15 protein-coding genes are annotated in these 12,686 nt (G+C 53.1%); 9 read left to right on the top strand and 6 right to left on the bottom strand.

Annotated features, from left to right (window positions below; translation table 11 throughout):
- Positions 1-58: 58 nt before the first annotated feature.
- Positions 59-1,108 (bottom strand): threonine aldolase family protein, encoded by a 1,050-nt coding sequence (locus tag G006_RS0110580; RefSeq protein ID WP_020483158.1) that lies wholly within the window; start codon positions 1,106-1,108, stop codon positions 59-61.
- Positions 1,109-1,253: 145 nt separating this feature from the next.
- Here G006_RS0110580 and G006_RS0110575 point away from each other — a divergent pair, with 145 nt between their 5' ends.
- Positions 1,254-2,225: an oxidoreductase family protein gene (locus G006_RS0110575; RefSeq protein WP_020483157.1), complete on the top strand. Its 972-nt coding sequence runs from the start codon at positions 1,254-1,256 to the stop codon at positions 2,223-2,225.
- A gap of 17 nt (positions 2,226-2,242) precedes the next feature.
- Entirely contained in the window at positions 2,243-3,127 is an 885-nt protein-coding gene (locus tag G006_RS0110570; protein WP_020483156.1) for a 3'(2'),5'-bisphosphate nucleotidase CysQ family protein, read from the top strand.
- Positions 3,128-3,167: 40 nt separating this feature from the next.
- Here the strand turns inward: G006_RS0110570 and G006_RS0110565 are convergent, their stop codons facing one another.
- A complete protein-coding gene (locus G006_RS0110565; RefSeq protein WP_020483155.1) occupies positions 3,168-3,368 on the bottom strand; it encodes a KTSC domain-containing protein in 201 nt (66 codons plus the stop codon).
- 157 nt (positions 3,369-3,525) lie between these two features.
- Here G006_RS0110565 and G006_RS0110560 point away from each other — a divergent pair, with 157 nt between their 5' ends.
- From G006_RS0110560 to G006_RS0110550, 3 genes are all read left to right on the top strand, one after another.
- On the top strand, positions 3,526-4,221 hold the full coding sequence (locus tag G006_RS0110560) for an SDR family oxidoreductase (protein ID WP_020483154.1): 696 nt from the start codon (positions 3,526-3,528) through the stop codon (positions 4,219-4,221).
- A 268-nt stretch (positions 4,222-4,489) separates the two neighbouring features.
- The gene (locus G006_RS0110555; RefSeq protein ID WP_020483153.1) at positions 4,490-5,122 is read left to right on the top strand and encodes a carbonic anhydrase; all 633 of its coding nucleotides are present in this window, start codon (positions 4,490-4,492) and stop codon (positions 5,120-5,122) included.
- A 30-nt stretch (positions 5,123-5,152) separates the two neighbouring features.
- Positions 5,153-6,745 carry a SulP family inorganic anion transporter gene (locus G006_RS0110550; RefSeq protein WP_020483152.1) on the top strand — a complete coding sequence of 531 codons (1,593 nt, stop codon included), beginning with the start codon at positions 5,153-5,155 and terminating at the stop codon, positions 6,743-6,745.
- 92 nt (positions 6,746-6,837) lie between these two features.
- Here G006_RS0110550 and G006_RS0110545 read toward each other — a convergent pair whose 3' ends face one another.
- Both G006_RS0110545 and G006_RS0110540 read right to left on the bottom strand, forming a co-directional pair.
- Entirely contained in the window at positions 6,838-7,506 is a 669-nt protein-coding gene (locus tag G006_RS0110545; RefSeq protein ID WP_020483151.1) for a hypothetical protein, read from the bottom strand.
- 143 nt (positions 7,507-7,649) lie between these two features.
- Positions 7,650-8,549, bottom strand: coding sequence for a LysR family transcriptional regulator (locus tag G006_RS0110540; protein ID WP_020483150.1), 900 nt, complete (start codon positions 8,547-8,549; stop codon positions 7,650-7,652).
- A 102-nt stretch (positions 8,550-8,651) separates the two neighbouring features.
- Between G006_RS0110540 and G006_RS0110535 the strand changes: the two genes are divergently transcribed.
- From G006_RS0110535 to G006_RS25435, 4 genes are all read left to right on the top strand, one after another.
- A complete protein-coding gene (locus G006_RS0110535; RefSeq protein WP_020483149.1) occupies positions 8,652-9,251 on the top strand; it encodes an FMN-dependent NADH-azoreductase in 600 nt (199 codons plus the stop codon).
- A 28-nt stretch (positions 9,252-9,279) separates the two neighbouring features.
- Positions 9,280-10,161, top strand: coding sequence for a pirin family protein (locus tag G006_RS0110530; protein ID WP_020483148.1), 882 nt, complete (start codon positions 9,280-9,282; stop codon positions 10,159-10,161).
- 34 nt (positions 10,162-10,195) lie between these two features.
- Positions 10,196-10,984: a 4,5-DOPA dioxygenase extradiol gene (gene ygiD, locus G006_RS0110525; protein ID WP_020483147.1), complete on the top strand. Its 789-nt coding sequence runs from the start codon at positions 10,196-10,198 to the stop codon at positions 10,982-10,984.
- Positions 10,985-11,147: 163 nt separating this feature from the next.
- Complete coding sequence (locus tag G006_RS25435; RefSeq protein ID WP_235048852.1) at positions 11,148-12,011, top strand: class I SAM-dependent methyltransferase; 864 nt, start codon at positions 11,148-11,150, stop codon at positions 12,009-12,011.
- On the opposite strand, the gene G006_RS0110515 is transcribed toward G006_RS25435, so the two are convergent.
- Entirely contained in the window at positions 12,008-12,427 is a 420-nt protein-coding gene (locus G006_RS0110515; protein ID WP_020483145.1) for a type II toxin-antitoxin system VapC family toxin, read from the bottom strand. The two genes, G006_RS25435 and G006_RS0110515, sit on opposite strands and share 4 nt — an antisense overlap.
- The gene (locus G006_RS0110510; RefSeq protein ID WP_020483144.1) at positions 12,414-12,650 is read right to left on the bottom strand and encodes a FitA-like ribbon-helix-helix domain-containing protein; all 237 of its coding nucleotides are present in this window, start codon (positions 12,648-12,650) and stop codon (positions 12,414-12,416) included. Before G006_RS0110510 ends, G006_RS0110515 begins: the two co-directional genes overlap by 14 nt.
- Between the last annotated feature and the right edge of the window lie 36 nt (positions 12,651-12,686).

Below are 12,686 nucleotides of genomic sequence, written 5' to 3'. Positions count from 1 at the left end.
GCCAACAGGTGGACGATAATGTTGAGGTTAGGACGATAGCGGCGCAAATCGATAACCCTCAGCCCAATAGCTCGATAAAGGCATCGACTTGCTCCGCTTCCGTCGCAAAACTGGTGACCAAGCGTACCAACACTTCCTGGTCATCTACTAGACCAGGGTTCGCCCGTGGTGGATTCCAGGGATAAAACACCGCGCCTTGTTGTTGCAAACGTTCCGCATGCCCTTGATCTAATACAGCAAACACTTCATTGGCTTCTGCATGCCAGGCCAGTCGGGCGTGTTTCGAGTTAATAATACCGTCTTGCAAACGTGCCGCCATCGCATTGGCGTGGCGCGCCAGTTCCAGCCAAAGCCCCTCGTCTAAATAAGCCTCGAACTGACAGGCGATAAACCGGCTTTTAGACATCAGTTGCGCAGCGCGCTTGCGGATAAAAGGCAAATCTTTTGCCTGTGCCGGATTCATAAACACCAAGGCTTCCGCACACCAGCAACCGTTTTTGGTGGCACCGAAAGAGACGATGTCTACCCCTAGTTTCCAGCTCATTTCCGCAGGCGTTAACTCTAGCGAGACCAGTGCATTGGCAAAACGCGCGCCGTCCATATGCAGCGGTAAACCGTAAGTTTGGGCAATGTCGGCGATAGCGGCAATCTCATCAGGTTGATAAAGCGTACCGATTTCGGTCGCTTGGGTGATGGAAATGGCCATGGGTTGGCCGGCATGCACAAAATTGGGCGGGAAACGTTCGATTTCCGCTTTTAGATTGTCGGGGGCGATTTTGCCATGGTTGCCGTCCACCGGCGCCAGCCGCGCGCCATGGGTAAAAAACTCCGGTGCGCCGCATTCGTCTTCTAACATATGCGCTTCGCGGTGACAAAAGGATACGCCGCCCGGACGGTTGACGGCAGCCAGTGCCAGCGAGTTGGCGGCCGTGCCGGTGCTGACGAAATAGACCGCGACTTCCCGTTCGAATAGCTCGTTAAACTGTCGCTCGATTTGGCGATCCAGAGCGCTGGCGCCGTAGGGTGCCGAAAATCCCGCCGAAGCGGCCAACAGGCGTTGGGAAATGGCCGGGTGCGCGCCAGCCCAATTATCGGATGCAAAATTCATGGTCGGTATCATGGCGGTGATGTTTAATGTGTTGGCGATGCGACGGTATGAACTATACCAACGATACCGCAATCCGACACGTAAGCCTGGCTTTCGTTCGGCGTATTCCCGGAAAATAGCGATTCTTTAGGCACTTACCATCCCTATGCAAAATACCATACACGACCTCGTGCTTAAGGCCTCCGGCGCCAATGATGCATTTCAACTTGAGACTATTCAAAGCCTATGGAGCGGCTACGGTTATATTTTTCGCTACGGTTTAAGCGGCGGCGACAGCGCTAGCGTGATAGTCAAACACGTAAAACTGTCGGCACAAAGTCTGCAAACGCCCGGTTCCAATGAAGATTTGTCGCATCGACGCAAAGTACGCTCTTATCAGATTGAGACAGTCTGGTATCAAACTTGGGCGAAGCATTGCGACGCCGATTGCCGTGTGCCGGCTTATTTGGCATTCGAGACCTTTGGCGAGGATATCGTGATGGTCTTGGAAGACCTGCACCCGGTGGGATTTCCACAACGCCGTTCTAGGGCCGGCGAACAGGAATTACGTACTTGCCTCGCATGGCTGGCAAATTTTCATGCCACGTTTATCGGCGAAAAGCCCAAGGGTTTGTGGCCCACCGGCACCTATTGGCATCTGCAAACCCGGCCCAACGAATTGGAGGCATTGCAGGATATTGCTTTGAAAAATGCCGCGTCGGCGATAGATCAAAAGCTGCGTGATACCCCTTATCAAACCTTCGTCCACGGCGATGCCAAATTGGCTAATTTCTGTTTTTCGGCGGACGGCAGCCGGGTAGCGGCGGTGGATTTTCAGTATGTTGGCGGCGGATGCGGGATCAAGGATGTCGCGTATTTCATAGATAGCTGCTTAGGGCAGGACGAGTGCCAGCGTCGGGAGACTGAATTGCTGGATATTTATTTTCAAGCCTTGCAACAAGCGTTGCGGCGCAAACAGAAACCCGTAGATGCCGATGCCGTGGAGCAAGATTGGCGGGCCTTGTATCCGCTGGCTTGGACCGATTTTCACCGCTTCTTAAAAGGCTGGAACCCCGGCTATTGGTCCCCCAACAGCTATAGCGAGCGGCTGGCGCGGCAAGTCATCGCGCAATTATAAAACTACAAGGAGAACCGATGCGCTTGTCGACGGACGATCTGTATTTACTTGGCCAATCCGCTATTTCTGCGGCGATGCAGGCCGGAGCATTGATTGCCAGGCATGCGCAACGCGCAGTCGCGGTCAATACCAAAGACGGCGGCACCAGCCTGGCGGCTCAGGTAGTGACGGAAATCGATCACCTAAGTCAGGACAGTATTTTGCAAACCTTGCGGCCGACCTGCGTCAGATACGATTTGGCCTTATTGTCGGAAGAAAGTCCCGACGACGGCGCGCGGCTGCAAAAGGATTATTTTTGGTGTATCGATCCTTTGGATGGCACCTTGCCGTTTATCGAAGGTGTGCCGGGTTACTCGGTGTCCATTGCCTTGGTGTCGCGCGCCGGACAAGCATTGATCGGTGTGGTTTACGATCCGTTGACTCGCACGCTTTATCGCTCGATTAAAGATCAGGGCGCCTGGCAAAACCAACAGCCTTTTAAGCCGGCAACGCCAGCCCAAACTCTGACCTTCATCACCGATAAAAGCTTTGCTCAGGACCCGTTGTATCATGCTACGCAGCCCGAACTGGAACGCATCGCCGTTGAGTTGGGCTATGCCGGCGCCAAGCTGCGTCTGCAAGGCGGCGCGGCTTTGAATGCCTGCCAAGCGCTGACGCAGGCTCCGGCGTGTTATTTCAAATTCCCCAAACCGGATAAGGGCGGCGGCAGCGTTTGGGATTACGCCGCCACAGCCTGTTTGTTCCAGGAAGCCGGCGCGCCGGTTAGCGATATACACGGCAAACCGCTGGTGTTAAATCCGGATGGCTCGACATTTTTGAATCATTGCGGCGTGTTATATGGCTCCAACCCAGCTATCGTGCAGAGTATGATGCAGCTGTATCGGCAGCTGCACCCTGGGTAGCTGTTTCTACCGCCGCTTCAAGGTGTTGACTTGGTATTTCTCAGCAGGGAAAAAAGTTCTGTAGGTGACGTTTATAAAACCGATTTTTGGAGCGCGCGTTCAGAAAGGCGGCGAACAGGTGTTCAGGAACGTGGCAAAAATCTTGGGCTTGCTTATCTTTGAAACACACCCGCATTTTGTGGGTTTGTTCGTCGTAGCCGATCACTTCGATAGTGTTGGATTTCACTGACTGCATTTGCATAGTAGCCTCCCGGAATGTCATGCTAAAACTGTGTCGGTGAGGCATGGCTAAATACGAATAGTTCAATCGGCAATTACTGATCAAGATTGCGGTAAACACCTCAGCAAACCGCGTAAGCTTCCCTAATTCTTTCAATCACTCGTTTGGAGACGTAACGATGCAAACTGTTTTAATCACCGGTGCCAATCGCGGCTTGGGTTTGGAATTTTGCAGGCAATATGCTGCGGCCGATTATAAAGTCATCGCAGCCTGCCGTAACCCGGGCAAGGCCGAACAATTGGCCGCACTTGCCCAACAATATCCGCACATTCAAATCGAGACGCTGGATGTAGCGGATTTCAATCAAATCGATGCGCTGGCAAGCAAACTATCCGACTGCAAAATCGATGTGTTGCTGAACAATGCCGGCGTATACGGCGACCAAGCCGGTCGCGGTTTTGGGCAACTTGACTACCAAATCTGGGCGAGCGTGCTGGCGGTCAATGTGATGGCGCCACTCAAATTGGCCGAAGCCTTCTTGCCGCAGGTGCAACGCAGCGACAAACGTTTGATCGTGACCTTGAGCAGCTTGATGGGCAGCATGACCGACAACACCAGCGGCGGCAGCATCTTGTATCGCTCCAGCAAGGCCGGTTTGAATGCGGCTTTGAAAAGCCTGTCCATCGATTTGCGGTCGGCAGCGGTTGGTGTGTTGATTCTGCATCCGGGCTGGGTCAGAACCGATATGGGTGGGCCGAACGGCTTGATTGATGCTGAAGAAAGCGTGTCCGGCATGCGTAAAGTGATCGACAATTTCAGTTTGGCCGATACCGGCCGGTTTGTTAAGTATGACGGCTCCGCCTTGCCCTGGTAGAGCATACCCGTTTTAAATTTGTCACATCCCTAAATCATCCTGCCTGTCCTCTACGCACTGCTCGCCCGGCCTGAGCAGCGCGCTTCACGGCTAATCTGATCCGTTGTTGGTGTCATTAGGTAGCGATTCGAAACTTTATTGCTTGCGTAAAAATTTCGATTCGCTATTATTAGCTCGCCGCCGGCAAGATATCGATCTATACCGGTTGCTTTAGTGCGACGCCCAAGAATCGCATCGATTAATCGCAAAGACTCAAGAGGAGGGGTTTATGCAGACTCCCAATAAATTACTGCTGGAAAACAAAGCCTGGGCGGAAGCCATGACCGGCAAACAGCCGAAGTACTTCGTCAATATGGCCAAGGAGCAACATCCGGAGTTTTTATGGATAGGCTGTTCGGATAGCCGCGTGCCGGTCGACACCATTGTCCACGCCCAACCCGGCGAAATATTCGTGCATCGCAATATTGCCAATCAAGTCATCACTACCGATTTCAACGGTTTAAGCGTGTTGCAGTACGCGGTTAACGCCTTAAAGGTTAAGCATGTGATTGTCTGCGGTCATTACGGCTGTGGCGGCGTGGAAGCGGCATTGCGCCAACAACGCGGTGATTTGGCTATTGCCAACAAATGGTTGACGCACATCAAGGAAGTGTATCGTTTGCACCAAGACGAACTGGACAATTTGCAGCCCGAACGCAAACTCAACAAATTGATCGAATGGAATGTCATTGAACAAGTGCAACGTCTGGCCCAGCTTTCTATCGTGCAATCGGCCTGGATGTCCGGTCAAAAAGTCAGTTTGCGCGGCTGGGTATACGGTTTGCACGATGGTTTGCTGAATGAATTGATACACATCGACGCCACGTCGCCGATTCACAACATCTACCAATACGCCCATTAAGGCTCCCAGTTACCCGCACGGAGACCGTCTATGAAAATGCAGTTTAATGATTACCTGAAATATTTTCGTCAGGATTTTTCGGCCAGCATCGTGGTGTTTCTGGTGGCCTTGCCCTTGTGTCTGGGTGTCGCGTTGGCGTCCGGCGCACCTTTATTCGCCGGGGTTATCGCCGGCATGATCGGTGGTATCGTCGTGTCGTGGTGTAGCGGGTCGCAGCTCAGCGTCTCCGGCCCCGCGGCGGGCCTGACGGTCATCGTCTTCAACGCCATCGAAACCTTGGGCAATTACAAGGCTTTTTTGTTGAGCCTGATGTTTGCCGGGATTTTCCAAATCCTGTTCGGTTTCGTTCGGGCCGGGGCGATTGCGGCGTTTTTCCCTACCGCGGTGATCAAAGGTATGTTGGCGGCTATCGGCATGATCCTGATCATCAAGCAAACCCCGCACGCGACAGGTTACGATGAAGGCTACGCGGCGGATGAGAGTTATATGCCGGATACCGCCGGCTCCAGTTTCATCGAGTTTACGCAATCCTTGCACGGTATTTCGCCCGGCGCGACCCTGGTGGCTTGCGTAGCCTTGTTGATTCTAATTTTTTGGGAAAGCGCTTTCATCAAACAATTTAATGCCTTACGGATGATTCCGGGGCCGCTATTGGCGGTGATTTGGGGAGTATCTTTCAATGCCTGGGCCTTGGCGGCGGCGCCGGAATGGTCTATCGGCGTCAAGTATCTGGTATCTTTGCCGGAACTGGGTTCCACCGGTAATTTTGTTAACCAGTTGCGCTTGCCGGATTTCAGCTATCTCGGCAATCCCAAGATTTATAGCATCGCGCTGACTCTGGCCATCATCGCCAGCCTGGAGACCCTGCTAAGCGTCGAAGCGGTGGACAAGCTCGACCCGCATAAACGCGTTTCGCCGACCAATCGCGAATTGAAAGCCCAGGGCCTGGGCAACCTGCTCAGTGGTTTGATGGGCGGCTTGCCGATCACGGCCGTGATTGTGCGCAGCTCGGCCAACATCAATGCGGGCGGCCAAACCCGGGTATCCAGTTTTTTCCATGGGGTGCTGTTATTGATCAGCGTATTGTTTTTCGCGCATTTTCTGAACATGATCCCATTAGCCTGTCTGGCGGCGATTTTGCTGCAAACCGGTTACAAGCTGGCGAAGCCGGCCATGTTTGTGGAGTTTTACCAAAAAGGTCTGAATCAATTTGTGCCGTTTGCGATCACCGTGTTCGCGATTTTATTTACCGACTTGTTGGAAGGTATCGCGATAGGCATGGTGTGCGGTATTTTTTTCGTATTGCGGGCCAATTTCCATGCGGCTATCACCTTAACCCAACATGGGCCCAACTACTTGCTGAGGCTGCACAAGGACGTGTCTTTTTTAAATAAAGCCTTGCTTCGTAATTATCTCGGCAGTATCGCCGATGATAGTGAATTGATCGTTGATGGTGGCAAAGCCTTGTTTATCGATCACGACATTCTGGAAACGCTAAGCGATTTCCTGCAAGCGGCACCGGATCGGAATATCCAAGTGGAGTTACAAGGTTTTGCTCTGGAATCTCGATTGCTTGAGCAGGATGCCGTCTTCATACCCCGCTTGGCTGCAGCCGGACATTAGCTGGAAACACGCCTGTTAGGATCAGGCAAACGCATGGCTTTGCATCAATCCAGCAAGATGCAAAGCCATAGGCAGATCCGATGCCTTGCGAACTATTTAATGACTCGCTGTTTTCTTTGCGTGATGCCGGCCATTCCTAGGGCTGAAGCAAACAGCCAGACGGCTCCCGGCAACGGGACCACGGAAGCGGCTATCTGATAGGTGTAACCCGCTTTTATGTTATCTACCGCCGCGAAGCCGACAATCGTTATCGATTGATTGCTCAATGTTCCGGACCAAAAAGACGGGTTTGGATTGGGATTGGTCGTGCAGGAACTGCCCGGAAGGCTCGAGCAAACATCCGGGACGATCAAGGTTTGAAATGCCGTGTCACTGGTCATGCCACTAAAAAAGCTCGGAAAGTCGAAGCTATGGGTTGCGCCGTTCAGCGTGACATGGGCATTGGTAAACAATAGTTTGTTGGTAATTTGACCGCTTGCCGGCGTTGCAGAAGGGCTCGCCGTACTTTGATAGCGTTCGACGTCAAATGAACCGGCTATGCTGAACGGCCCAAAGTTCTCACTTGGCTCTGAGCCATCTGCGCCGATTACGATAAAAGAGGGGGTGTAGGTAGCAAAGCTTTCCGCTGAGTTAATAACGTAATGAGTAGTTGCGGTCTTGACAAAGTCGGAGCCGGCAACCACGGTCGCCTGGGCAGAGCCAATCGCCATCATCCCGCCTAACAGAGCGATGCCGCGTGAAATAGCCAAAAATCTAAACATGAATTTTCCTTGAATTGTTGAAATGACAGGCTTCCTAACCATGCGTTAGGCCACGCGGATTCTATAGACACGGGTAATTTCAGTCAAACAAATAAGCTATGCGGCCAGGCGGCTTTGCGGTTTACCCAGTTGCCTATAACGTTTCATGCAAAGGCTTTTAAATGCGTTTCCAAAAAATCGATAAACACCCGGGTTTTGGTCGGCATCAAACGTCGGCCGGGGAACACCAGCCAAGCCGTGGTTTGCGGCAAGCACCATTCCGGCAGCACGCGCACCAGTTCCTGGTTCGGCACGGAAGTGTTGGCGTAAGAGTCCGGCGCGGCGACGATGCCTTGGTCCTGCATGGCCAGTTTGACCAATAATTCCGGCGAGTTGGCTTTAATGCGTACCGGCGGCATGCCCAGCCATTGTTGTTCGCCCCTCGTCAAACGCCAGGCCGGCGCTTCCCGATTGCCGGCTAGCAGGCTGAGGGCATCGTGTGCTAATAATTCTTCAGGATGCTTAGGTGTGCCGCGTTTATGCAAATAGGCTTGGGACGCATACAAACCCCAGGTTTGCAGGTTCAGGCGCTTGGCCGTTAAGGTGGCGTCGTCAGGCAGATCGCCCATCCGAATCGCCAAATCAATACTCTCGCTAAGCAAATCCACCCGCCGCGCGGATAGATCGATTTCTAAGGCAATGGCCGGGTAGGTATCGCTGAATTTGGCCAGCAAGGGCGCCAGAAACAGATTGGCAAAGTCGTTAGGCATCGAGATGCGCAGCACACCGCTAGGCTGGATTTGCCGGTGTTGCGCCAAGGCCATCGCCGCTTCGATTTCTTCGCCCACTTGCCGGCCATGTTGCAGCAAGCGCAAGCCAAATTCGGTTAGATTCAGTTGCCGGGTGGTGCGTTGCAGCAGACGTTCGCCCAGCTGTTTTTCCAGATTGCTGATACGTCGCGACAGGGTAGATTTGGGCAAGCCCAGCAATTCGCCGGCTTTAGAAAAACTGCCGGCATCGGCAATTTTGGCGAATAGCCACAGGTCGTTAGGTTCTATCTGCATTATTGTTCCTCCAGTGGAACAATGTTATCCATTTTCCGGTCTTCTGCCCAATATTATCCAGGCGTATAGTCAACCCAACTTCAACACCTTTGGGAGACTTAAATGAACATTCTGCAAATTAACTCCAGCATCCGCGCCGAAAACGCGTATTCCAGCCGCCTGGCCGACAATTTGGTTGCCGGTTTACGCCAGCAAGCACCGGGTGCGCAATTGACCGTGCGCGACTTGGCGAAAACTCCGCATCCATTGCTCGATGAAGCGGCTTTGATTGCGTTGAGCACGCCCGCCGGACAGCGTAGCCCTGTACAAGCACAACGGGTAGCGCTGGACGACGCGTTAATTGCCGAAATTCAACAAGCCGACATCGTGGTGTTGACTGCGCCGATGTATAACTTCGGCATTCCGGCACAATTGAAAGCCTGGATAGACGCTATCGCCCGCGCCAGAGTGACGTTTCAATACACTGAAAACGGCGTGGAAGGCTTGCTGAAAAACAAACAGGTGTATGTCATCCAAACCGCCGGCGGCAAACACAGCGGCACCGAGACGGATAGTCAAAGTGCTTATTTACGCACCGTCCTGGGATTTTTGGGTATGACCGATGTCACCTTTGTTTATGCGGAAAATTTGGCGAAGGGCGACGCCGCCGAGCAACTTGCCCTGCAAGCCGCCGCCAGCCAAATCGCCGCGTTGGCAGCCTGATCGTTAACCTGATTATGGGAGATTAGTGATGAACACAGAAACAGTTAAAACCGATGTGGTTCAGCATTCGCGCGCTATCGAACAACTGGTGGTGGGGCACGCGACTTCGGACGGCGCCGGCGTGAAATTGACCAGGGTGTTGGGTCAGGCTTTACAGCAACGTCTCGATCCGTTTTTGATGCTGGATGCCTTCGGCAGCGATAAACCTAACGATTACATCGCCGGCTTTCCGAACCATCCGCATCGGGGTTTCGAGACTTTGACCTATTTGATTGCCGGGCGGATGCGGCATAGCGACAATGCCGGTCATCAAGGCTTGTTGGAAACCGGCGGCATTCAATGGATGACCGCCGGGCGCGGGATTATTCACTCGGAAATGCCCGAGCAAAAAGACGGCTTGCTGGAAGGCTTTCAGTTGTGGATCAATCTGCCTGCCGCCGAGAAGATGCAGTCGGCGGGTTACAAAGACGTGCAAAGCGAGCAGATTCCGGAATTTGTCACGGCTGACGGCGTCAAGGTGCGGGTGATAGCCGGCAGTAGCCATGGCGCAGCGGGGGCGATTCAACGGCCTGATACCGAACCGCTGTTTCTGGATGTGCATATACCGGCTGGCGCTAGTTTCAGTCAGTCTCTGCCCGTTGGCCATAACGCTTTTTTCTATGTGTATCACGGCGAAGTGGCTGTGGCCGAGCGGGCGGTTTCCGCGCAACGCATGGGCGTTTTGAACAACGATACGGTGGCGGATGGGGTGATCTTGCAAGCCAAGCAAGACAGCCGCTTGATATTGGTGGCTGGCGCGCCGCTACGCGAGCCTATCGTGCAACACGGGCCGTTTGTGATGAATACCCGCGAGCAGATTGAGCAAGCCATAGACGATTACCAGGCCGGTCGCTTTAACGCAGCCGCTTAGTAGCTTACAGAAGATTTTCATGGGAGTAGAGACGATGAATTCGGCCAAGCCTGACAACCGCAACTTGCCAAGGATGCCGGCCTTATTCATCGGTCACGGCAGCCCGTTGAATGCGATTGAAGAGAGCGAATTCAGTCGAGCTTGGGCGGCGCTGGGACAAAGCCTGCCCAGGCCCAAGGCCATTTTATCTGTCTCCGCACACTGGCAAACCAAGGGTACTTGGATTACCGCGATGCCGCAGCCCCGGACCATCCACGACTTTTACGGCTTTCCGCAAGCCTTATTCGATTTTGCCTATCCGGCGCCGGGCAGTCCGGATTTGGCTACAAAAATTCAGTCTGAGATGCCAGACGTCCAACTCGATCAGAACTGGGGCTTGGATCATGGCACCTGGTCGATTTTGTGCCATCTGTATCCAGACGCAGATATTCCAGTGTTGCAACTCAGTCTGGATAGCAATAAGTTGCCGGAAGAACACTATCAACTGGGCAAAGCCTTGCGCTGGCTGCGCGATGAAGGTGTTTTGATCGTCGGCAGCGGCAACATCGTGCATAACTTGCAGGCAGCGATTTGGCGGGATACTGCCCATGACTGGGCCGTAACGTTTGCCGAACGGGTTAAACAGCTGCTTATCGATGGCGATCACCGCGCTGTAATCAAATACCGCGAGTTAAGCGATGCAACTTTGGCTATTCCTACGGACGAGCATTTTCTGCCCTTGCTGTACCTCCTGGGTTTGCAAGACGAGGGCGATAAGCTGAGTTTTTTAACCGACAAAACCACGCTGGGCGCCATAGCCATGTTATCTGTCCAATTAGGTTAATCGGGCGAAACGATGTTTCTGCTTAGCCTGTTCGCCGTCAGTGTTGGTGTGCCGCCGCATTCGAGCATAAAATTGCCGGCTTAACCATCCTCTGCATCTGCCCACCGCTATGTCCAAGCACCAACTTCACCGCCAATCATCTGCAAGCAAACCCGCTAGTAGCGTGGCAATTTCTGGAAATGAAGATCGGGAATACGCGGTTAGCTGGCCCGATTACGAGTTACTGGATGCCGGTGACGGTAAAAAACTGGAGCGCTGGGGCGAGGTGATAACCATCCGTCCGGAGATTCAAGCGCAGTCCAAGCCGGGTTGGTCATGGCTAGAATGGCAGGACAGGGCGCATTGGGAGTTTGTAGAGCTATCATCCACCCAAGGTAGCTGGAAAAGTCTGAAGCCGAATTCACCGGACCACTGGCAAATTGCCTATGAGCAATTGCAGTTTGGCTTGAAACTCACCAAATTTAAACATGTCGGCTTATTTCCGGAGCAGCAGGCTAACTGGAAGTTTATCGCTGAACATTTGCAGCCAGGGCAAAAAATGTTGAATCTGTTTGCTTATACCGGCGCGGCCTCGTTGGTGGCGCGGGCGAATGGCGCGGAGGTGGTGCATGTGGATTCAGTCAAGCAGATGTTGGATTGGGCCAACGACAACATGGCGCGCAGCGGGCTGACCGACATTAAATGGGTACTGGAAGATGCCTTGAAATTTGCCAAGCGCGAATTGAAACGCGGTAACCATTACGACGGCATCATCATGGACCCGCCGGCCTGGGGTTTGGGGGCCAAGGGCGAAAAATGGAAACTGGAAAATCAGCTGGCCGAGTTGATCGAAACGGCGCGCGGCTTGATGAATCCCGGCGGGTTTCTAATTCTGAATACTTACTCGCCGAAAGTGGAATTGGCGGATTTGGCCAACACCGCCGCCCCATGCTTTGCTAAAAACCAAATCGAAATAAAACAGCTCTGGATGCAGAGCAAAACCGGCAAGGCCTTGTTTTACGGGAATTTGTTGCGGGCGATAGCTTAATCCGTAAATGGATTGAGGACCCGAGTGCCGGTGCCGGCAAAGTCACCAACATGCCGGGTGACAACGGTAAGATCGTAAATTAACGCCGTAGCAGCGATCAATTTATCCAAGGGGTGTTGAGGATTTGGTACGCGCATTTTCCCCCAAACCAGCGCAATCTCGGTGTCCATAGGCAAGACATGATGGCGATATTCCTGCATAAGCTGGTTTAGCCAGTTCTCGAGTAACTTGCCTTGGCTAAAATCGCCGCGGTGATAAATCAGATCCACGCCGCGCCGCAATTCACCGACGGTGACGACAGAAATATACAGCTTGTGATCATTTTGGGCGACGCCGGCAAAGAACTGGTTAACGCCCGGATTTGTCTTGCTGCCTTTGCGGATTTCGCTAATCACATTCGTGTCAATCAAATACATCAGCCAAATCGCTCTCGGTATCAACACGCAGAAAGTCAGTATCCGTGCCGACATTGGGCATGGCGGCTAGCGCTTCCGTAAAAGATTTCCGTTGCGGCCCGGTCAAAACCTCCGCCAGGATGGCGCGATGTTCTGCTTCTGTGGAACGATGGTGGGCGGCAGCTCTGGCTTTCAAAGCCTTAACTAGCGTTTCATCAAGATTTCTAACAACAAGGCTGGGCATAGCTAACTCCAAGGGCGTGGTGCTATCAATGCTAGT

Origin of the sequence: Methylomonas sp. MK1, assembly GCF_000365425.1 — a bacterium.
Classification (GTDB): Bacteria; Pseudomonadota; Gammaproteobacteria; order Methylococcales; family Methylomonadaceae; genus Methylomonas.
The sequence above is the reverse complement of the archived record's forward strand: the minus strand, read 5'-3'. Positions and strand labels throughout refer to the sequence as shown.

Excerpts from the sequence above, each read along its gene's own strand:
- G006_RS0110555 (WP_020483153.1), top strand. The coding sequence starts at position 4,490 with ATGCAGACTCCCAATAAATTACTGCTGGAAAACAAAGCCTGGGCGGAA.
- G006_RS0110560 (WP_020483154.1), top strand. The coding sequence starts at position 3,526 with ATGCAAACTGTTTTAATCACCGGTGCCAATCGCGGCTTGGGTTTGGAA.
- G006_RS0110545 (WP_020483151.1), bottom strand. The coding sequence starts at position 7,506 with ATGTTTAGATTTTTGGCTATTTCACGCGGCATCGCTCTGTTAGGCGGG.
- G006_RS0110580 (WP_020483158.1), bottom strand. The coding sequence starts at position 1,108 with ATGAATTTTGCATCCGATAATTGGGCTGGCGCGCACCCGGCCATTTCC.
- G006_RS0110510 (WP_020483144.1), bottom strand. The coding sequence starts at position 12,650 with ATGCCCAGCCTTGTTGTTAGAAATCTTGATGAAACGCTAGTTAAGGCT.
- G006_RS0110515 (WP_020483145.1), bottom strand. The coding sequence starts at position 12,427 with ATGTATTTGATTGACACGAATGTGATTAGCGAAATCCGCAAAGGCAGC.
- G006_RS0110575 (WP_020483157.1), top strand. The coding sequence starts at position 1,254 with ATGCAAAATACCATACACGACCTCGTGCTTAAGGCCTCCGGCGCCAAT.
- G006_RS0110535 (WP_020483149.1), top strand. The coding sequence starts at position 8,652 with ATGAACATTCTGCAAATTAACTCCAGCATCCGCGCCGAAAACGCGTAT.
- G006_RS0110550 (WP_020483152.1), top strand. The coding sequence starts at position 5,153 with ATGAAAATGCAGTTTAATGATTACCTGAAATATTTTCGTCAGGATTTT.
- G006_RS0110565 (WP_020483155.1), bottom strand. The coding sequence starts at position 3,368 with ATGCAAATGCAGTCAGTGAAATCCAACACTATCGAAGTGATCGGCTAC.
- G006_RS0110540 (WP_020483150.1), bottom strand. The coding sequence starts at position 8,549 with ATGCAGATAGAACCTAACGACCTGTGGCTATTCGCCAAAATTGCCGAT.
- G006_RS0110570 (WP_020483156.1), top strand. The coding sequence starts at position 2,243 with ATGCGCTTGTCGACGGACGATCTGTATTTACTTGGCCAATCCGCTATT.
- G006_RS0110530 (WP_020483148.1), top strand. The coding sequence starts at position 9,280 with ATGAACACAGAAACAGTTAAAACCGATGTGGTTCAGCATTCGCGCGCT.
- ygiD (WP_020483147.1), top strand. The coding sequence starts at position 10,196 with ATGAATTCGGCCAAGCCTGACAACCGCAACTTGCCAAGGATGCCGGCC.